Below are 18,957 nucleotides of genomic sequence, written 5' to 3'. Positions count from 1 at the left end.
CCCTTCATCGGAGGTAGCCCATGGCTACGCAAATCTTTGTTAACCTGCCGGTGGGCAATCTGCCCGCATCCATGACATTTTTCACCGAACTGGGCTTCAGCTTTAATCCCCGGTTTACCGACGATACCGCCGCTTGCATGGTGGTTAGCGACAGTATTTATGTGATGTTGCTGACCCACGACAAATTCAAAATGTTCACCCCTAATCCGATTGTCGATGCCAAAAAATCGACCGAGGTTTTGCTGTGTCTGTCGCAGCCTGACCGTGCGGCGGTGGATGCACTGGTACGCAAGGCGATCGCTGCCGGTGGCAATACTTATAATCAGCCGCAGGATTACGGCTTCATGTACGGTCACGGCTTCCAGGATTTGGACGGTCATATCTGGGAACTGATGTACATGGACGAAAAGGCCGCACAGGCCCAATGACTCTTTTTGCCCTCCGAACGGGGGGCTTTCCCATCAGATTTCCCTATGTGACAAATTTCATATTTTCGATAATGATGGGCCTCATTACTTTTATGCATAAATTGCCGCGATCTTTGGTTGATCAGAGGGCATAGAAGGCTGGATAATCGTTTGCCTTGAATAAACCACCATAAATCATCCGCCTCACGCCATAAGAGTTAATCGTTTGCCTTAATAAGCGCCGCCAATGGGCGACGTGAGTGAAAGACAGAAAAGCAAACGATACCCTACCAAACCGGCGTGGGCGGAATAACAAGCCTTGCAACGGGCTGGCAATGAAACACAGGGGACAGCAAGATGTCGAATTCTCAAGCGAACAACGCCGTTAAACCAAAAGGCGGGCTTGATGGTTATTTTAATATTTCTGCACGTGGCAGCAGTGTGCGGCAGGAAGTGGTGGCAGGGTTAACCACCTTCCTGGCGATGGTTTACTCGGTGATTGTGGTGCCGAGTATGCTGGGCAAGGCGGGTTTCCCGCCAACGGCGGTGTTTGTCGCCACCTGCCTGGTTGCCGGTCTGGGCTCGTTGCTGATGGGGCTGTGGGCTAATTTGCCGATGGCTATCGGCTGTGCGATCTCACTGACCGCCTTTACCGCCTTCAGCCTGGTGCTGGGTCAGCACATCAGCATTCCGGTGGCGCTGGGTGCGGTATTCCTGATGGGCGTGCTGTTTACCATTATCTCGGTCACCGGTATCCGCGCCTGGATCCTGCGCAATCTGCCGATGGGCGTGGCACACGGCACCGGTATCGGTATTGGTCTGTTCCTGTTGCTGATCGCCGCTAACGGTGTGGGCCTGGTAGTGAAGAACCCGCTGGACGGCCTGCCGGTAGCATTGGGCGCCTTTACCTCATTCCCGGTAGTGATGACGCTGCTTGGGCTGGCGGTGATTTTCGGTTTGGAAAAGCTGCGTGTTCCTGGCGGTATTCTGCTGGTGATTATCGCCATTTCGGTGATTGGTCTGGTGTTTGACCCGGCAGTGAAGTATCAGGGGCTATTTGCCATGCCAAGCCTGGCAGACGCCAACGGCCATTCGCTGATTTTCAGTCTGGATATCATGGGCGCCTTGCAGCCGGTCGTATTGCCGAGCGTATTGGCGTTGGTGATGACGGCGGTGTTTGACGCCACCGGCACCATCCGTGCGGTGGCCGGCCAGGCTAACCTGCTGGATAAAGACGGGCAGATCATCAACGGCGGCAAAGCGCTGACCTCGGACTCCCTGAGCAGCATTTTCTCCGGCCTGGTGGGCGCGGCTCCGGCAGCGGTGTATATCGAGTCGGCTGCGGGGACTGCGGCGGGCGGTAAAACCGGCCTGACCGCGACCGTGGTCGGTCTGTTGTTCCTGATGATCCTGTTCCTGTCGCCGTTATCTTATTTGGTGCCGATTTACGCCACCGCACCGGCGCTGATGTACGTCGGCCTGCTGATGCTAAGCAATGTCACCAAGCTGGACTTCAACGACTTTGTTGATGCCATGTCCGGCCTGCTGTGCGCGGTGTTTATCGTGCTGACCTGTAATATCGTCACCGGCATCATGCTGGGCTTTAGCGCACTGGTGATTGGCCGTATCTTCTCCGGTGAATGGCGTCGGTTGAATATCGGTACCGTGGTCATTGCCGTGGCGCTGGTGGCATTCTATGCCGGCGGTTGGGCAATCTAATCGCGCGGATGTTTCCCCCGTCGCGTCGGCGGGGGATGTTTTATCCCCATTTCTGCTTCAGATAAGTCTCCTTCTGCCGATACTGCATTTTGAATGGCACAACAAGCTTTAACCGCTGTAAAAAAAGTGATCTACTATCGGGGCATACTCCGGCTATGTGCTGTTGTGGTTTGAACCCTAGAGTCTAAGGAAAGCATGGAAATCTTTTTTACAATCCTCATTTTAATTTTGGTGGTCTCCCTGTCCGGGGTGGTGACGCGCATGTTGCCGTTCCAGGTGCCATTGCCGTTAATGCAAATCGGCATCGGGGCCTTGTTGGCCTGGCCGCATTTTGGGCTGCACGTCGACTTTGATCCTGAATTGTTCCTGGTACTGTTTATTCCACCGTTGCTGTTTGCCGATGGCTGGAAAACCCCGACGCGTGAGTTTTTGCACCACGGCCGTGAAATTCTTGGCCTGGCACTGGTGCTGGTGCTGATTACCGTCGTCGGTGTTGGCTACCTGATTTACGCCATGGTGCCGGGGATCCCGCTGGTGGCGGCGTTTGCTCTGGCGGCGGTACTGTCGCCAACCGATGCCGTGGCGCTGTCCGGTATCGTGGGTAAAGGGCGTATTCCCAAGCCGATCATGGGGGTGCTGGAAGGTGAGGCGTTGATGAACGACGCGTCTGGTCTGGTTTCACTCAAATTTGCCATCGCAGTGGCGATGGGGACCATGGTGTTTACCGTGGGCGGGGCGACGCTGGAGTTCCTCAAGGTGGCGATCGGCGGCCTGCTGGCCGGTGTGGCGATCACCTGGCTTTACAGTAAGTCGTTGCGCGTAATGAGCCGCTGGAGCGGCGACGACCCGGCGACGCAAATTGTATTCCTGCTGCTGTTGCCGTTTGCCTCTTATCTGATTGCCGAACATATTGGCGTCTCCGGTATTCTGGCCGCGGTGGCTGCGGGGATGACCATCAGCCAGTCCGGCGTGATCCGCAATGCCCCGCTGGCAATGCGTCTGCGTGCCAACAGCGTCTGGGCGATGCTGGAGTTTGTGTTCAACGGCATGGTGTTCATCATGTTGGGGCTGCAGCTGCCGGGCATCCTGGAAACCTCCATTTTGCAGGCGGAGCTGGATCCGACCATTCAGACCTGGTACCTGTTTGCCGATGTTGCCATTATCTACGGTGCGTTATTGATATTACGCTTTACCTGGCTGTGGCTGATGAAAAACGCCAGCCGTCGCTTTATGAAAAAACGGCCGTTGCAGTTTGGTGATTTCACCACGCGTGAGCTGTGGGTGGCGTCGTTCGCCGGGGTGCGTGGGGCGATTACGCTGGCGGGTGTGTTGTCTATCCCGCTGCTGCTGAGTGACGGTAGCGCCTTCCCGGCGCGCTATCAGCTGGTGTTTATCGCCGCTGGGGTGATCCTGCTTTCGCTGATTGCCGGTGTCATGGCGTTGCCGCTGTTGCTGCGCGGCGTGCAGGTGGCAGACAAGAGCGTCAGCAAGAGTGAAGAGCGGATGGCGATTGCCATGGCGGCCGAAGTGGCGATCGAAAGCGTCAACAAAATGGAAGAACGTCTGGCGGTGGATACCGAGGAAAATATCGATCCGCAGATATTGAAAGAGATCAGTTCGCGGGTGGTCGGCACGCTGCGGCGGCGCATCACCACGAAAGACGATATCGAAAATGCGCTGATGCTGGAAAACCTCGAACGGCGCTTCCGTCTGACGGCGCTGCGTGCCGAACGTGGTGAGTTGTATCACCTGCGCGCCACGCAGAAAATCAGCAACGAGACGCTGCAAAAATTATTGCACGATCTCGACCTGCTGGAAGCGCTGCTGATAGAGCGCGAAGGTTGATATTCATGGGGCCGCAGACGCGGCCCCATTCATTTCACCGGCGGCCAGTAGTCGCGGCAGCAGGCTATCCAGGCCTGCGCGCTGTGCGACAGGTAGCTGCCCTGACGCCAAATTAACCCCACCTTCCATTCCATGCGTGGCTCCAACGGCAGCCAAATCAGGTTTTCCTTATCCAGCCATTGGCAAACCGGCTCCGGCAGGGTGGCGATGCCAACTCCGGCCTGTACCATCGACGCCAGAAAGTCCCACTGCCCGCTGCGTACCGCAATCTGGGGTTCAAAACCGGCCTGGCGGAATGCGTTCATCAGCATCTTGTAGAGCGCGAAGTCCTCGTTATAAAGCAGGATCGGCCAGTTGGCCAACTCGGAGATGTGGATACTGGTGCGGTTCAACCAGTGCGGCGTTCGTGGTGCGACCACGCACATGGGGTGACCGAGCAAGGGCAGAAAGGTCAGTGGCTGAGCGGAGTCTACCGGCAGAATGGTCATCGCCAGATCCAGTTCACCGGACATCACCGCCTGTTCGACCGACAGCCCGCCCAACTCTGAAATTTTCAGTTCGATACCGGGATAGGTGTAGCGAAACTGTCGGATCAAATCGGCAATCTGCCGGCCGACCATTGGCGGGATACCGAGTCGCAGCACGCCTTTTTTTACCGAGCTGATGTCTTCCAGCTCGGCCTCCAACTGGCGGAATTCATCGATGATGGCCAGACCGCGCTGATACACCGCCTGGCCGCTGTCGGTCAGGTGCAGTCTGCGGCCTTCGCGGATCAGCAAGGTGCACTCCAGTTCCTCTTCCAAATGCCGCAGCATCTTGCTGATGGTCGGCTGGGTGACGAACAGTTTTTCCGCCGCGCGGGTAAAGCTTTGCTGGCGCACCACTTCCACGAAGTAGCGCAAAGTGCGGACATCCACGTGGGGTTCTCCTCAGGGACAATACCGGCGGGAAATTATTCCCTGATGGCATGATACTGATGATTTTAATTCATTTCATGGGAGGTTTCCTGGCTGCGTATACTGTAAAACGCGAATTTTATGTTTAAGGTCATCTTCCATGTTACTGGCGTTACGCCACGCTGCTCCCAGTTTGCTGGCTCGCTTGCAGGTGCCGATTCAGGTTGTTTTGTACGCGGTGTTATTTTTGATTGCCGATCGGCTGGTGCAACAGTTCCATTTGCCGCTGCCCGCCAACATTATTGGCATGTTGATGCTGTTGGCGCTGATCCTGCTGCGCATTCTGCCGTTGAGCTGGGTTCGGGCCGGTTCACGCTGGCTGTTGGCCGAGATGTTGCTGTTCTTCGTCCCGGCGGTAGTGGCGGTGGTCAACTATGCCCAACTGCTGATGGTAGAAGGCTGGAAGATTTTCCTGGTGATTGCAGTCAGCACCACGCTGACGCTGGGTGCGACGGGGCTGGTGGTCGACCGGGTCTATCGACTGGAAGTCTGGTTACAACGGCGAAAGCAGCGCGATGAATGATTTTATCCTGAGCATCGCCTGCTTTGTGGCAACGCTGGCGCTCTATTTCGCCAATAAAAAACTCTACCGCCGCCACCGTACCCTGCTGTTGATGCCATTGGTACTGACGCCAATGATCCTGGTGTTGTTGCTGGTGGTGACCCATATTTCGTACCAGGACTACATTGGCGAAACGCACTGGTTGCTGTGGCTGCTGGGGCCGGCCACCATCGCCTTTGCGGTACCGGTATACGAGAATCTGCATATCATTCGCCGCCACTGGCTGTCGCTCAGCGCCGGAGTGCTGACGGCAGTGCTGGTGGCGGTTTACAGCTCGGTGTGGCTGGCGCGACTGCTGACGCTGCCGGAAGAGGTGCAGCGCAGCCTGGCCGTGCGCTCCATCACGACGCCGTTTGCGCTGGAAGCGGCCAAACAGATGGGCGGGCAGGCGGATCTGGTGGCGCTGTTTGTGGTGATCACCGGGGTGTTCGGCATGGCGGTAGGGGATATGCTGTTCCTGCGGTTGGCGGTGCGCAGCAGTCTGGCGAAAGGTGCCGGGCTCGGAGCGTCATCACACGGTGCTGGTACGGCAAAAGCCTATGAGATGGGGCAGGAAGAAGGCGTGGTTTCCAGCCTGGTAATGATGTTGGCGGGGATTATCACGGTGATTGCTGCGCCGCTGATAGGGCAATTGATGTGGTAAGTTTCTGATGAGAAGGCCATATCGACATGGCCTTCATTATCCGCCTTTATCAGACTGTTGCGGCGCTCTTGATCAGTTCCACCACCAGCGGAGAAAGCTTGTTGCGTAACGCAGCGCGTTCAGACTGGAACAGCGTGGCGGCGTAAAAACGGTGCCCCGGCAGTTCGACTGACCGCACGTCACCTTCGCTGTCATGCCCGCTGATAATCAGCGGATACCGCTGTAGATCGGTAACAAACTCCGGGTTGACGCCGAAGTTACAGTGGTAGCCTTCGTGCGTTTCCAGCTTGCCGTAAGCTCGGGCGGCCAGCGTATTCGGTTGGAAAAGAATGGCACCACTTTTTTCGACCAGCGAACAGCTCAGCGGAGCAATCACCAACCGGCCATCGCTGTCGGTTTCTGCATGTCCGGCGTCGTGCCAACCCATAACGTTACGGGCATATTCCACAATCGCATACTGGAAGCCACCGCAGGAGCCGAGAAAAGGGACGTTCTGCTCCCGGGCATGGCGGATCGCCATAAAGGCACCGTCATCATGATTATACGGGCTGCCGGGTACCACCCAGATCGCATCATAGTCTCGCAGTACTGAGGGAGCGGTAATGGTTTCTGTGGGTAGCCAGTGGGATTGGATATCGACGTTAAGGTGTGTGGCGGTAAGCTTGAGAGCAATGGGGATGGCCTGGTGAGAAACGGCCTCAGGTTTGTAGTCACCGACCAGAGCAATGCGAACGTGAGCTTTCATCATTTCCTTTTCCTGTGCGGGTAAAAAAGGAGGTTACAGTAAAGTCGAAAGCCAATCCGCAGTTTTATTAGTACGGCGCACAAAAAAGCCCGGCGTAGGCCACCGGGCTTGGAAAATCAGGTTTTGGCTCAGTACAGCGAGGGGGTACCGGCCGGTCGGGTTTTAAAGCGACGATGCAGCCACATATACTGCTCTGGGGCGCGCATGATCTCTTTTTCCACCACTTTATTCATGTAAGCCGCGGCGGCGACTTCGTCGCCAATGGGGTAATTTTCCAGTGCCGGTTGGATCAGGAGATCATAACCCCGGCCTTTCTCGCGACGAATCAGAACCACCGGTACCAGTGCCGGCTTGGCCATGCGTGCCAGCATATAGGTCCCGCTGGTGGTGGCGGCCTGATCGACGGCGAACAACGGGGCGAATACGCTGCCGCGTGGGCCGTAATCTTGATCAGGAGCGAACCATACGGCTTCGCCGCGCTTAAGAGCCTGAACCATACCGCGCAGGTCTTTGCGATCGAGCATCGCCTTGTTGGAACGCATACGGCCTTTGGTTTGCGCCCATTCCATCGCTTTGTTGTTGTGCGGGCGGTACATCGCCATCATCGGCTGGCACAGACCCATGGCACGGCCACCCAGCTCCAGCGACATAAAATGTACGCCAATCACCAGCACGCCGCGTTGGTTTTGCTGTGCCGCTTTCAGGTGATTGATACCGGAAACGTTGAACCAGCGCTTAACGCGCTTATCTGACCAGAACCAGGCCATGCCGGTCTCCAGCAGGCCCATGCCGAGGGATTCGAAGTTACCTGTCACTTTGCGCTCGCGCTGCGCCACGTCCATGTCCGGGAAGCAGAGTTCCAGGTTACGGCGAGTAATGGACACCCGGCGTTTCAGGAAACGCATTGAGGTGCGGCCCATCCATATACCGAGCTTGTGCAGCAGCGGGTAGGGGAGTTGAACCAGTAAGAACAGACAGCCCAGCCCGAACCAGGTAAACCAGTAGCGAGGATGTAGCAGGGCCATTTTGAATTTTTGCGGACGCTTCATATGAACTCATTTATGCATTAAAAGGGGCAGCAATCTGTAACGCACAAGGATCCACTCAATTGCGATACGACCACTCAGACACCCAGACATCACTATCGTTTGGCCAGATTCCATAATTGACCAAATCTTTACACTCGAAGGGCGGTTCGCGCTGCTATCAGGCTTCGGAGGGATGGCTGCAGGCCCGCGAAGGCGGCTCCAGGAATGTATATTGTAACACACAATACGGACTGACAAGGAGGAGTGGCATGCGAATATTCTCATTCGCATTGACCTGAACTTGATAAAACCCCAGAGAAGAAAAAGGCGCCGCCCCTTACGAGGTTGCGCCTTTTCAACATGCCAACTGACTAGTATCAGTTCATGCCGTATTTTTTCAATTTCTTACGCAGCGTACCGCGGTTGATGCCCATCATCAGGGCTGCACGGGTCTGGTTGCCACGGGTGTATTGCATCACCATGTCCAACAGTGGCTGTTCAACTTCAGCCAATACCAGCTCATACAGATCGTTAACGTCTTGACCATTCAGTTGAGCAAAATAGTTCTTCAGTGCTTGTTTCACCGAGTCACGCAGAGGCTTTTGAGTCACTTGGTCCTGTGAGTTCACGGTAGAAACGGTCAGTACGTCAGAATTTACGCGTTGTTCGAACATAGTTCTGTCAGCTCTTTTTTGTTACGCAAGATTTTCGAAATATGCCTCCAACGCCTCCAGCTGTTCGCTGGCATCCTCTATGGCGTTGAATGTGCGCCGAAACTGGTCATTCGGGGCGTGCTCCTGGAGATACCAGGATACGTGCTTACGAGCAATTCGGAATCCCTTGCCTTGGCCATAAAAGCCGTGCAATTCCCGAATATGCCCTATCAACAAACGCTTAACCTCGCCAAGCGGCGGAGGCGGCAGCAGTTCCCCAGTGTCCAGATAATGCTGGATTTCCCGGAAGATCCAGGGTCTCCCCTGAGCAGCGCGGCCTATCATCAGGGCATCAGCCCCAGTGTAGTCGAGCACTGCTCTGGCTTTATGCGGGTCAGTAATGTCGCCATTCGCGATAATCGGAATGGAAACACTCTGCTTAACTGCCCGAATGCTGTCGTACTCCGCGTTGCCGTTGAACAGGCAGGCGCGGGTTCGGCCATGAATAGTCAGGGCCTGTATACCACAGTCTTCGGCCAGTTGGGCAATCTCTACACAGTTACGGTGTTCGGGTTCCCAGCCGGTACGGATCTTAAGTGTTACCGGCACATCCACAGCGTTAACAACCGCGTGGAGGATCTGTTTAACCAGATCCGGGTACTGCAGCAATGCAGACCCTGCAAGCTTCCGGTTCACTTTCTTGGCCGGGCACCCCATATTGATGTCGATGATCTGTGCGCCACTGGCCACGTTAATACGTGCCGCGGCGGCCATATCATCCGGATCGCATCCGGCAATCTGCACGGAACGGATCCCTGGTTCATCGCTATGGACCATACGCAGACGCGACTTATCCGTCCGCCACACCTCCGGATTGGAGGAGAGCATTTCGGATACAGCCATCCCAGCACCCATTGCATGACATAGGGCTCTAAATGGGCGATCTGTAATGCCGGCCATCGGGGCCGCAATCAAGCAATTTGTAAGCTGGTGGTGTCCAATGCGCATAGACAAAGAGTAACCATACTGTGTCCGCAAGGGCGCGTATATTACGCATTTTTGCGTTGAGATGAAAGGCCAAACTTTGACCAATCAGGCGCTATTCGGCAATAAAAATGCACCTCGTCAGGATCTATAAAAATATTATATATATTTAACAATGAGTTGACGAAAAATGGTTAATTAGTGCTCGATAAAATATTCCCAACACAACAGAATTTTATCTGTAATGAGTCTCGATTCAGCTGGATATCGGCAGCGATATCGGCCATTTGTCAGGGTATTGCGTTGAGAAGGGGCACAATTACGCTGAAATCGCGTGACGAGGGCTGTGGTTAAAGAGGGGGATTTTCACCGCCAGCTATCAAGCCGACGGTGAAGTTATCCAGGCAGCCTTAGTCGATGATTACGCGGCCGTTCAGCGCCTGTAGCGGGCGATTGTTCGCATGGTGAACTACGGCGCGGAATTGGGCTATCTGTTCGGCAGAGGCGCTGACAGGCTTATCCAGCACCATCCAGCTTACCCCTTCCGAACAAGGGGGCGTGGTTAACGAACCGCTGAACCGATAGAAGTTAAAGTTTTGGGGGAGCAGAGCCTTGATATCCAGCGGCGTAGTCAGCACAGCGGTCTGATCGACGGCGGTTGGCATCTGCCGCCAGGCCTGCGCCAGCTGCGGGTTGGCTTTGCCTTGCTGGAACATCAATGCCAGGACGGCCAGCTCACCCTCTTGGTCTTTATAAACAAAGTGTGCCTCAAGGGGAAATTGCTTGCCGTCAATTTCGTTTTCGCTGGGGGCGTGGAAGTGAAATTGTTGCAGCGTGAAGGTGTCGTTATCCAATACCAGAGTATTGCCGCCGCTGACGTTTACCTGCACGGTATGGCCATTATTGACGATCTGCTGTTTGCCCGCTTGGAAAGCCAGTTTCAGTTTGTCGTGCTGGGTTTTCAGAGCACCTTTAACATTAACCGGTGACTGGTTCTTACCGGTTTCGCACAGCGAAAAGTCCGGAGAAAGTTTTCCCCAGTGTGCCGGATCTTCCTGGCCTTCATAACCCCAATGGGCCTGCTCGGCAGCGCCAACCGAAAAACTGGAGACCAGTAAAGCGGCGAGTAATAATTTCCCTTTCATTGCCAATCCTTATTGAAAAATAGTTAGTATCCTTTGGCGGGCAGCAGCTAAAAAACGGCTGTTAACGCGCTTGCAGCATACCTCTACTTTTCGTCAGGATAAATCAGCGAAATCTCAGGTGAAAAAAAACCACCGTAACGGATTGGGTTATCGGTGGTTTTTATTAAAGCAACACGGTCATTACTTGCGTTGGCCGGTGATGCGACACCATTCCTCGCGCTCTGCTACCGGGTCGAGCGTGAATTTATCTTCATAGGCTTGCGCTACGCTCGCTGCCTGGGTGGCGAGCACGCCGGACAGGCCCAGATAACCGCCGGATTTCGGCAGGCAGCCAATCAGCGGGGCCAGCTCACGCAATGGACCGGCCAGAATATTGGCGACGACCACGTCAGCCAGCAGATCGGCAGGTTGGTCTTTTGGCAGATACAGCTCCAGACGCTCGGAAACGCCGTTACGCTGCGCGTTGTCGCGACTGGCCTGAATGGCCTGGGGATCGATATCGATGCCGATAGCGCGTGCAGCACCGAGTTTCAGGGCGGCAATCGCCAGGATGCCGGAACCACAACCGAAGTCGATAATGGTCTTACCGGCCAGATCCAGACCATCAAGCCACTGCAGACACAGCGCCGTCGTCGGGTGGGTGCCGGTACCAAACGCCAGGCCCGGGTCGAGCATCACGTTAACCGCATGCGGATCGGGCACGTCACGCCAGCTTGGGCAGATCCACAGACGTTCGCCGAAACGCATCGGGTGGAAGTTGTCCATCCACTCACGCTCCCAGTCTTTGTCTTCCAGCTGTTCGACCTTGTGGCGGAAACCGGCGCCCAGCAATGGATGCTGTTCCAGCATTGCCACCACTTCGGCCATATCGGTTTCAGCGTCATACAGCCCGATCACATCGGTATCGCCCCACAGCAGGGTTTCGCCCGGCAGCGGTTCAAACACCGGATTGTCGTGTGTGTCCTGAAAGGTCACCGATACTGCGCCGCTTTCGACCAGCGCGTCGCTCAGGTCTTCCGCCTGGCTGCCGGTGGTGTTCAGTTTGAGTTGGATCCAAGGCATAACAATTCTCTTTTAAGAGGGTAATGATGACGCCGTCCGGCGTTTTTCGCCGACGAGGTTACCGATATAAAACGCCAGCAGGCTAAGCAGTAGCGAAGGCACGATAGGATGCAGCCCCGCCAGTTGCAGCTTGAAGCTGGCCAATAGCGTATAGCATACCGCACCCGTCACCATTGAGCTAAGCGCACCCTGCGCGTTGGCGCGTTCCCAGTACAGGCCCAGCACCAGTGGCCACAGGAATACTGCCTCCAGGCCGCCGAACGCCAGCAGGTTCAGCCAGATGATCATTTCCGGCGGTCGCCATGCTGCCAGCAGCACCAAAAGCCCGAGGATTAACGTGGTCAGGCTGGAAAAGCGTTTGATCAAGCGTTCGTTCTGCATTTGCTGCGGCCGTACGCCAAGGTAGAGATCTTTAATAATAGTGGCGGAAGATTGCAGTAACTGGGCATTAATGGTCGACATGATGGCCGCCATGGGTGCTGCCAGGAAGATGCCGGCGGCATACGGCGGCAGCACGGTGATCATCAGCGTCGGGATCACCTGATCGGGGATCTTCAGATCCGGCAGCACCGCGCGGCCCAGCGCACCGGCCAGGTGCATACCGAACATCAGTACCGCCACCACCATAGTGCCGAGGATGATGCCGCGGTGTACTGCCTTACTGTCTTTGTAGGAAATACAGCGTACCGCAGTATGCGGCAGACCTATCACGCCAAAGCACACCAGGATCCAAAACGAAGCCATGAACGGCAGGCTGAGGATCTGTTCACCACCCTGAGGTGACACCAGCGCCGGATCAATTTGGTGGAGTTTGTCCACCGCGCTGTGCAGACCACCGGCAGCGTGGATCACCGCCACCAGCAACAGCACGGTGCCGATCAACATCACCAGGCCCTGCATGGCATCATTCAGCACGCTGGCACGAAAGCCACCAAAGGCGGTATACAGCGCGATGCTGACGCCAAAGATCAGCAGACCGGTGTCGTAAGGGATGCCGGCAGCGGTTTCCAGCAGGCGTGCGCCGCCGATAAACTGCACCGTCATGGCCCCCAGGAACGCCACCAACAAACTGAGACTGGCCAACCAGACCAACAAACGGCTTTGATAGCGACCGTACAGCATGTCGTTTAAGGTGATGGCGTTGTAGCGGCGCGCCAGAATGGCGAATTTCTTGCCCAGCACACCGAGCGACAACCATACGGCTGGCAGTTGGATCATCGCCAACAGCACCCAACCAAGGCCATATTTATAGGCAGCACCGGGACCACCGATAAACGAACTGGCACTGATATAGGTCGCAGTCAGCGTCATGGCCAGCACGAAGCCGCCCATCGATCGGCTGCCAAGGAAGTATTCGCTGAGGAAATTACCAGTCTGACGCCGACTGTAGGCGTAAACCGACAGTCCAAACACCAGAAGCAGATAGGCAACCAGCGGCAAAATGACTTCAGTTTGCATCGCTGTCCTCCAGCGAAATATTGCGGAATACGCCACGCACCATCAGCCAGCACAGACCGATAAACAGCAGTGGTACCAATAAGCAGGCCATTTCGAACCAGTGTGGCAGGCCGGTAATGCCAGAAGCGCTGTCGGGGAGATAGGCTGCTAACACCCAGGCCAGCAGATAGATCAGCGTCAGGCCGAGTGCCCATCGTGCTTCGCGGTGGGCTTGAATAAAGCGTGTGTCCATCAGTGTTCCCCAATATGCCCGTCATACTTGAAGTTGCCTCTGTGTTGGCTGCGCTCCCTTGCCGCCTTGATGCAACTCCAATTATTTAGGGTATACAACTATTATGGATTTGATCATCCCTTGAGTGACCCAAAGCAGTAAAGAAAAAGGCCGGTGATTAACCGGCCTTCTGTCAGGCGATATGAATAACCTGCCTTAGGTTTCCTGCAGACCGAGCTTCTTCTCCAGATAGTGGATGTTGGTGCCACCGTGCTGGAAGTTTTCGTCGCTCATGATCCGCTGCTGCAGTTCAACGTTGGTTTTGATGCCATCGATGATCAGCTCAGCCAGGGCGTTCTTCATGCGGGCTATCGCCACGTCACGGTTTTCACCGTAAGTGATCAGTTTGCCGATCATGGAATCATAGTACGGCGGTACGGTATAACCGGCGTAAATATGAGATTCCCAACGCACGCCGAAACCGCCTGGCGCATGGAAACGGGTGATCTTGCCTGGGCTTGGCAGGAAGGTGTTCGGGTCTTCGGCGTTGATACGGCATTCCACCGCGTGGCCTTGAACCTTCACTTCGTCCTGTTTGATCGACAGCGGCTGACCGGCAGCGATACGCAGCTGCTCTTTGATCAGATCCACGCCGGTGATCATTTCAGTAACCGGGTGTTCAACCTGAATACGGGTGTTCATTTCGATGAAATAGAACTCGCCGTTTTCGTACAGGAACTCGAAAGTCCCCGCACCGCGGTAGCCGATCTCAACACAGGCTTTCGAGCAGCGCTCGCCGATGTAGCGGCGCATTTCGCTGGTGATGCCTGGTGCCGGAGCCTCTTCAACCACTTTCTGATGGCGGCGCTGCATGGAGCAGTCGCGTTCAGCCAGATAGATGGCGTTACCCTGACCGTCTGCCAAAATCTGAATTTCGATATGGCGTGGGTTTTCCAGGTATTTTTCCATGTAAACCATGTCATTGTTGAAAGCCGCTTTGGCTTCCGCTTTAGTCATGGAAATGGATTGTTCGAGGTCTTTGTCGCTGCGCACAACGCGCATGCCACGGCCGCCGCCGCCGCCAGATGCCTTGATGATCACCGGGTAGCCGATGCGCTTGGCGAAGGCACGGTTCTTATCCATGTCGTCGGTCAGCGGGCCATCAGAGCCTGGTACGCAAGGCACGCCGGCTTTTTTCATGGCGTTGATGGCAGAAACCTTGTCGCCCATCAGGCGGATGGTTTCGGCTTTCGGGCCAATGAAGATAAAGCCGGAGCGTTCGATCTGCTCGGCGAAGTCGGCGTTCTCAGACAAGAAGCCGTAACCCGGGTGGATCGCCACTGCGCCGGTGATTTCTGCCGCAGAGATGATAGCCGGGATATTCAGGTAGCTTTTTACCGATGGCGCAGGACCGATACACACGGTCTCGTCAGCCAGCAGTACGTGTTTCAGATCGCGATCGGCTGTTGAGTGCACGGCAACGGTTTTGATGCCCAACTCTTTACAAGCACGCAGGATACGAAGCGCGATCTCGCCACGGTTGGCGATAACAATTTTATCAAGCATGTTCGCCTCGTTATTCGATGACGACCAGTGGCTCGTCAAATTCTACCGGTTGGCCGTTCTCTACCAGAATAGCTTTCACTACGCCGGATTTGTCCGCTTCGATCTGGTTCATCATTTTCATGGCTTCAACGATGCACAGCGTGTCGCCGGCATTCACTTTCTGGCCAACTTCGATGAAGGCTTTCGCATCCGGGCTTGGCGTACGGTAGAAGGTACCGACCATTGGAGAACGAACGATGTGGCCACTCATGGCCGCTGGTGCTGCAGGGGTTTCGGCTGGCGCGGCAGCAACGGCGGTAGCCAGTGCTGGCTGCGGCTGTGCCGGCATTGCGTATGCCTGCGGCATCATTGGGTAAGCCTGTGCCGGGGCGGCACGGCTGATGCGAACTGACTCTTCGCCTTCAGAGATTTCCAGTTCAGAAATACCTGATTCTTCAACCAGTTCGATCAGTTTCTTGATTTTACGAATATCCATGAGTGTGATTCCGTACTCTTTTTGCGTAGCAATTAGTGGGTTTTCGACAGACGGTTAACCGCTGCCTGTAAAGCAAATGTGTAGCCATCTGCGCCGAGGCCGCAAATCACACCCACCGCAATATCGGAAAGGTAGGAGTGATGACGGAAAGGCTCTCGGGCATGCACGTTGGAGAGGTGGATCTCGATAAACGGGATCTGCACCGCCAGCAATGCATCGCGCAGCGCCACGCTGGTATGCGTGAACGCGGCAGGGTTGATCAGAATAAAATCTGTGTTGCCGCGTGCCTGATGTATGCAGTCGATAAGCGCATGTTCAGCGTTAGACTGCAGATGGCTCAGGGTAATATCCAGTGCGGATGCCTGGTTTTCCAATCCGTTAACAATCTCTGTTAGCGTCGTGCTGCCGTACTTCTCCGGCTCACGCGTCCCCAGCAGATTCAGATTGGGGCCGTTCAGAAGCAAAATGTGAAACTTATCCGCCATTGTGCTGGTATCTCCGGCAATAAAACCATCATCGTAGAAAATAACCCGATGTCACCGATTTGTCACCTGTTAAGGGGAAAATTCACCCTGAGAACAGGAACAAGGTCGGGCATTATAACGATATCGTAGCAATTCGCAGCTAAATACTGGTCTTATCAGCGAAGATATTCAACCCTAAACCAGCAAACTGATGAGGGTGTTATCGCATTATGAGGGGTAGAACACAGAAAAGTTCCGCCTTTTAACGCCACCAATTGCGGAATTTCTTGTAGCGCAATGCCAGCAGCACGACGGCCAGCAGGGCATAAATGAAGGGCTGTGGCGAAAAGGTTTTGACCGACCACAGGTAATGAATCGGTGCCAGAATGGCCACCAGATACACCAGATTATGCAGCGTCTGCCATTTGGCCCCCAGTTTGCGCATGGCCCACAACGTCGAGGTTGCCGCCAGCGCCAGCAGGATCAGCCAGCTGATAATGCCGAGCGTCAGGTAAGGGCGGGTGACCAGTTCACGCCCCAACAGGCCAATATTGCTTAGCCCCAATTCAAGCGTCGAATAGCTTATCAGATGCAGCGTACCCCAGGCAAAACACCACAGCCCCACCAGACGGCGGCAACGGATCAGCAGCGGCTGGCGGGTATAGCGTGCCAGTGGGGCGATCATCAAGGTTGCCAGTAACAGTTTCAGCGTCATCCTGCCGGTAAAGTGTTGTATATCCTTGGCCGGGTCGGCGCTGAACCAGCCTTGATCCACCGACAGCACCAGCCAGAGAAAGGGCAAAAATGCCGCCAGATAAATGGCAACTTTGATCCCTTTGATATGGGTTGGAGTCAAACGCACTTAGAAATTCTCCCGTAGGTCCAGGCCGCGGTACAGTGATGCGACTTGTTCGGCATAGCCATTAAACAGCAGGGTGGGTTGGCGCTTAACGTCCAGAATGCCGCCGGAGCCGATAAAACGCTCGGTAGCCTGCGACCAGCGGGGATGATCGACGTGCGGGTTAACGTTGGCGTAGAAGCCGTATTCATTCGGTGCAGACTCATTCCAGGTGGTGGGGGGCTGATCGCGCACCAGGCGAATATGGACGATCGACTTTATCCCTTTAAAACCGTATTTCCATGGGGTGATCAAGCGCAGCGGCGCACCATTCTGCGGCGGCAGCGTTTTACCGTATACGCCGACGGTCAGCAGCGCCAGCGGGTTCATCGCCTCGTCGAGACGCAGCCCTTCGACATAGGGATACTTCAGCCCACCGCCGATAAAGCGGTCTTTCTGGCCGGGCATCTGTTCCGGGTCGTACAACGTCTGGAAGGCGACGTAGCGTGCGTTGCTGTTTGGTTCTGCCAGCTTGATCAGTTTACCCAATTCAAAGCCAATCCACGGCACGACCATCGACCAGGCTTCAACGCAGCGCATGCGATAGATGCGCTGTTCCAGTGGGAAGCGTTTGATTAAATCATCGATGTCCAGCGTGATCGGTTTGGCGACTTCGCCGTCGATGCGTACCTGCCAACCTTCGGTTTTCAAGCCGCCGGCATTGGCGGCCGGATCGGCCTTGTCCAGACCGAATTCGTAGAAGTTGTTGTAGCCGGTGACTTTATCTTCGGGCGTCAAGGCCAGCTGGGCCTGCCAGGCGGCAGGTTTGCTGAACTCCAGTGGTTTACCCGGCGGTGCCTTGGGCCGATCGTGGCCTTTAAACCATGACAGCAAATCGGCCTGCGCATTAAGCGGCAGGGCCAGTGATGCGGCGGTAATGCCCAACGCCTGCAACACTTTACGTCGCTGATAAAATACGCTCTCGGGCGTGACATCGGCCTCAGTTAATTTACGTTGTTTGCTCATGCTGTTTTTCTCCACGTATCTGGAGTAAGCATGGCGTGAAACCGGGCCTTATGCGAGAGGCCGCGGGAAAATATGAAATTTCGCAGACGGGATAGGGCCCCCGTTGCAGGGGGCCATCAGGCTTAGCGGATTTTCACCAGGGTGCGGCCGGTGACTTTGTTATCCAACAGTGCGGCAGCCGCGGCCGGTGCCTGTTCCAGCGTGATTTCCTGGGTGGCCTGTTGATAGAAGCTTTCCGGCAGGATACCGACCAGGCGTTCCCAGGCGGTTTGACGGCGATGCAACGGAGTGTGCACCGAGTCGATCCCTTGCAGACGAACATTGCGCAAAATAAATGGCATCACCGTGGTCGGCAGGTGATATCCACCGGCCAGCCCACAGGCGGCGACCGTGCCGTTATAGTTCATTTGCGCCAAAACCCGCGCCAGCATAGTGTCGCCGACGCTATCTACTGCACCGGCCCACAGTTGCTTTTCCAGCGGGCGCGGAGCTTCGAGATAACCGTCACGCGACAGCACTTCTTTAGCGCCGAGCGCTTTCAGGTAGTCAGTATTGCTTTCACGGCCGCTGACGGCCGTGACGTGATAGCCCAGCGCCGCCAAAATAGCGACCGCCGTGCTGCCCACGCCACCGCTGGCACCCGTGACCAAAATGTCGCCGTCATCCGGGTGTACGCCGCCTTCTTCCAACGCCATCACGCACAGCATGGCGGTAAAGCCGGCTGTACCGAGGATCATTGCTTTACGCTCATCCAGTCCGTTCGGCAACGGCACCAGCCATTCCCCGGAGACACGCGCCTGCTCAGCCAGACCACCCCAGTGGTTTTCACCCACGCCCCAGCCGGTGAGCACCACGCTCTGGCCTTCTTTAAAACGATCGTCGCGGCTTTGGCGCACGGTACCGGCGAAGTCGATGCCCGGCACCATTGGGAAGTTGCGCACGATTTTGCCTTTGCCGGTGATCGCCAGCGCGTCTTTATAGTTAATGCTGGACCAATTAACATCTACCGTGACATCGCCGTCGGGCAGTTGGTCGCTGCTGATATCTTTGACGCGAGCCAGAGTTTGATCGTCTAGTTGTTCCAATAACAGTGCACGCATGTCACTCTTCCTCTTGTTTGCAATTTTGTCATGGATGGCTGGATCAGATTTAATTGACTATATGCATATA

General features: G+C 55.5%; 20 protein-coding genes. 5 read left to right on the top strand and 15 right to left on the bottom strand.

Annotated features, from left to right (window positions below):
* The first annotated feature begins 20 nt into the window (after positions 1 to 20).
* The 3 genes from OCH02_RS12745 (at position 21) to OCH02_RS12735 (ending at position 3,971) form a co-directional block, all read left to right on the top strand.
* Entirely contained in the window at positions 21 to 428 is a 408-nt protein-coding gene (locus OCH02_RS12745; protein WP_012147126.1) for a VOC family protein, read from the top strand.
* Between the two features lie 336 nt (positions 429 to 764).
* Entirely contained in the window at positions 765 to 2,126 is a 1,362-nt protein-coding gene (locus tag OCH02_RS12740) for an NCS2 family permease (protein ID WP_017894183.1), read from the top strand.
* 195 nt (positions 2,127 to 2,321) lie between these two features.
* Complete coding sequence (locus OCH02_RS12735) at positions 2,322 to 3,971, top strand: Na+/H+ antiporter (protein WP_261431565.1); 1,650 nt, start codon at positions 2,322 to 2,324, stop codon at positions 3,969 to 3,971.
* 29 nt (positions 3,972 to 4,000) lie between these two features.
* On the opposite strand, the gene OCH02_RS12730 is transcribed toward OCH02_RS12735, so the two are convergent.
* A complete protein-coding gene (locus tag OCH02_RS12730; RefSeq protein WP_261431564.1) occupies positions 4,001 to 4,888 on the bottom strand; it encodes a LysR family transcriptional regulator in 888 nt (295 codons plus the stop codon).
* A 139-nt stretch (positions 4,889 to 5,027) separates the two neighbouring features.
* On the opposite strand from OCH02_RS12730, the gene OCH02_RS12725 reads away from it, so the two are divergent.
* Both OCH02_RS12725 and OCH02_RS12720 read left to right on the top strand, forming a co-directional pair.
* A complete protein-coding gene (locus tag OCH02_RS12725; protein ID WP_261431563.1) occupies positions 5,028 to 5,450 on the top strand; it encodes a CidA/LrgA family protein in 423 nt (140 codons plus the stop codon).
* Positions 5,443 to 6,132, top strand: coding sequence for an LrgB family protein (locus OCH02_RS12720; protein ID WP_261431562.1), 690 nt, complete (start codon positions 5,443 to 5,445; stop codon positions 6,130 to 6,132). The genes OCH02_RS12725 and OCH02_RS12720 overlap by 8 nt, the downstream gene beginning before the upstream one ends.
* Positions 6,133 to 6,181: 49 nt before the next feature.
* Here the strand turns inward: OCH02_RS12720 and OCH02_RS12715 are convergent, their stop codons facing one another.
* The 14 genes from OCH02_RS12715 to OCH02_RS12650 all read right to left on the bottom strand — a co-directional run bounded on the left by OCH02_RS12715 (position 6,182) and on the right by OCH02_RS12650 (position 18,887).
* Positions 6,182 to 6,877 carry a CTP synthase gene (locus OCH02_RS12715; RefSeq protein ID WP_261431624.1) on the bottom strand — a complete coding sequence of 232 codons (696 nt, stop codon included), beginning with the start codon at positions 6,875 to 6,877 and terminating at the stop codon, positions 6,182 to 6,184.
* 128 nt (positions 6,878 to 7,005) lie between these two features.
* On the bottom strand, positions 7,006 to 7,926 hold the full coding sequence (lpxP, locus tag OCH02_RS12710) for a kdo(2)-lipid IV(A) palmitoleoyltransferase (RefSeq protein ID WP_261431561.1): 921 nt from the start codon (positions 7,924 to 7,926) through the stop codon (positions 7,006 to 7,008).
* A 356-nt stretch (positions 7,927 to 8,282) separates the two neighbouring features.
* Positions 8,283 to 8,579, bottom strand: coding sequence for a DNA-binding transcriptional regulator Fis (gene fis, locus OCH02_RS12705; RefSeq protein ID WP_000462905.1), 297 nt, complete (start codon positions 8,577 to 8,579; stop codon positions 8,283 to 8,285).
* 21 nt (positions 8,580 to 8,600) lie between these two features.
* Positions 8,601 to 9,566: a tRNA dihydrouridine synthase DusB gene (dusB, locus tag OCH02_RS12700; RefSeq protein WP_037410551.1), complete on the bottom strand. Its 966-nt coding sequence runs from the start codon at positions 9,564 to 9,566 to the stop codon at positions 8,601 to 8,603.
* Between the two features lie 386 nt (positions 9,567 to 9,952).
* Complete coding sequence (locus tag OCH02_RS12695) at positions 9,953 to 10,687, bottom strand: carbonic anhydrase (protein WP_261431560.1); 735 nt, start codon at positions 10,685 to 10,687, stop codon at positions 9,953 to 9,955.
* Between the two features lie 180 nt (positions 10,688 to 10,867).
* Complete coding sequence (gene prmA, locus OCH02_RS12690) at positions 10,868 to 11,749, bottom strand: 50S ribosomal protein L11 methyltransferase (protein WP_261431559.1); 882 nt, start codon at positions 11,747 to 11,749, stop codon at positions 10,868 to 10,870.
* A 12-nt stretch (positions 11,750 to 11,761) separates the two neighbouring features.
* The gene (panF, locus tag OCH02_RS12685; RefSeq protein ID WP_261431558.1) at positions 11,762 to 13,207 is read right to left on the bottom strand and encodes a sodium/pantothenate symporter; all 1,446 of its coding nucleotides are present in this window, start codon (positions 13,205 to 13,207) and stop codon (positions 11,762 to 11,764) included.
* On the bottom strand, positions 13,197 to 13,439 hold the full coding sequence (locus OCH02_RS12680; protein ID WP_261431557.1) for a YhdT family protein: 243 nt from the start codon (positions 13,437 to 13,439) through the stop codon (positions 13,197 to 13,199). The genes panF and OCH02_RS12680 overlap by 11 nt, the downstream gene beginning before the upstream one ends.
* A gap of 195 nt (positions 13,440 to 13,634) precedes the next feature.
* Complete coding sequence (gene accC / locus OCH02_RS12675) at positions 13,635 to 14,984, bottom strand: acetyl-CoA carboxylase biotin carboxylase subunit (protein WP_153858845.1); 1,350 nt, start codon at positions 14,982 to 14,984, stop codon at positions 13,635 to 13,637.
* A gap of 10 nt (positions 14,985 to 14,994) precedes the next feature.
* Positions 14,995 to 15,459, bottom strand: coding sequence for an acetyl-CoA carboxylase biotin carboxyl carrier protein (gene accB / locus OCH02_RS12670; protein ID WP_261431556.1), 465 nt, complete (start codon positions 15,457 to 15,459; stop codon positions 14,995 to 14,997).
* A gap of 32 nt (positions 15,460 to 15,491) precedes the next feature.
* Positions 15,492 to 15,944: a type II 3-dehydroquinate dehydratase gene (gene aroQ, locus OCH02_RS12665; protein WP_012147111.1), complete on the bottom strand. Its 453-nt coding sequence runs from the start codon at positions 15,942 to 15,944 to the stop codon at positions 15,492 to 15,494.
* 241 nt (positions 15,945 to 16,185) lie between these two features.
* Complete coding sequence (gene msrQ, locus OCH02_RS12660) at positions 16,186 to 16,785, bottom strand: protein-methionine-sulfoxide reductase heme-binding subunit MsrQ (protein ID WP_012147110.1); 600 nt, start codon at positions 16,783 to 16,785, stop codon at positions 16,186 to 16,188.
* Positions 16,786 to 17,787 (bottom strand): protein-methionine-sulfoxide reductase catalytic subunit MsrP, encoded by a 1,002-nt coding sequence (gene msrP, locus OCH02_RS12655; protein WP_135318216.1) that lies wholly within the window; start codon positions 17,785 to 17,787, stop codon positions 16,786 to 16,788.
* 122 nt (positions 17,788 to 17,909) lie between these two features.
* Complete coding sequence (locus OCH02_RS12650) at positions 17,910 to 18,887, bottom strand: MDR family oxidoreductase (protein ID WP_261431553.1); 978 nt, start codon at positions 18,885 to 18,887, stop codon at positions 17,910 to 17,912.
* Positions 18,888 to 18,957: the final 70 nt, after the last annotated feature.

Origin of the sequence: Serratia quinivorans, from assembly GCF_946227985.1 — a bacterium.
Lineage (GTDB): Bacteria > Pseudomonadota > Gammaproteobacteria > Enterobacterales > Enterobacteriaceae > Serratia > Serratia quinivorans_A.
Note: the sequence above shows the minus strand (reverse complement) of the source record. Positions and strands in the feature narration are given on the sequence as shown.

Bases quoted from the DNA above. Each gene is read 5' to 3' on its own strand.
- OCH02_RS12745 (WP_012147126.1), top strand. From the start codon at position 21: ATGGCTACGCAAATCTTTGTTAACCTGCCGGTGGGCAATCTGCCCGCA.
- OCH02_RS12740 (WP_017894183.1), top strand. From the start codon at position 765: ATGTCGAATTCTCAAGCGAACAACGCCGTTAAACCAAAAGGCGGGCTT.
- OCH02_RS12735 (WP_261431565.1), top strand. From the start codon at position 2,322: ATGGAAATCTTTTTTACAATCCTCATTTTAATTTTGGTGGTCTCCCTG.
- OCH02_RS12725 (WP_261431563.1), top strand. From the start codon at position 5,028: ATGTTACTGGCGTTACGCCACGCTGCTCCCAGTTTGCTGGCTCGCTTG.
- OCH02_RS12720 (WP_261431562.1), top strand. From the start codon at position 5,443: ATGAATGATTTTATCCTGAGCATCGCCTGCTTTGTGGCAACGCTGGCG.
- OCH02_RS12715 (WP_261431624.1), bottom strand. From the start codon at position 6,877: ATGAAAGCTCACGTTCGCATTGCTCTGGTCGGTGACTACAAACCTGAG.
- lpxP (WP_261431561.1), bottom strand. From the start codon at position 7,926: ATGAAGCGTCCGCAAAAATTCAAAATGGCCCTGCTACATCCTCGCTAC.
- fis (WP_000462905.1), bottom strand. From the start codon at position 8,579: ATGTTCGAACAACGCGTAAATTCTGACGTACTGACCGTTTCTACCGTG.
- dusB (WP_037410551.1), bottom strand. From the start codon at position 9,566: ATGCGCATTGGACACCACCAGCTTACAAATTGCTTGATTGCGGCCCCG.
- OCH02_RS12695 (WP_261431560.1), bottom strand. From the start codon at position 10,687: ATGAAAGGGAAATTATTACTCGCCGCTTTACTGGTCTCCAGTTTTTCG.
- prmA (WP_261431559.1), bottom strand. From the start codon at position 11,749: ATGCCTTGGATCCAACTCAAACTGAACACCACCGGCAGCCAGGCGGAA.
- panF (WP_261431558.1), bottom strand. From the start codon at position 13,207: ATGCAAACTGAAGTCATTTTGCCGCTGGTTGCCTATCTGCTTCTGGTG.
- OCH02_RS12680 (WP_261431557.1), bottom strand. From the start codon at position 13,439: ATGGACACACGCTTTATTCAAGCCCACCGCGAAGCACGATGGGCACTC.
- accC (WP_153858845.1), bottom strand. From the start codon at position 14,984: ATGCTTGATAAAATTGTTATCGCCAACCGTGGCGAGATCGCGCTTCGT.
- accB (WP_261431556.1), bottom strand. From the start codon at position 15,459: ATGGATATTCGTAAAATCAAGAAACTGATCGAACTGGTTGAAGAATCA.
- aroQ (WP_012147111.1), bottom strand. From the start codon at position 15,944: ATGGCGGATAAGTTTCACATTTTGCTTCTGAACGGCCCCAATCTGAAT.
- msrP (WP_135318216.1), bottom strand. From the start codon at position 17,787: ATGAGCAAACAACGTAAATTAACTGAGGCCGATGTCACGCCCGAGAGC.
- OCH02_RS12650 (WP_261431553.1), bottom strand. From the start codon at position 18,887: ATGCGTGCACTGTTATTGGAACAACTAGACGATCAAACTCTGGCTCGC.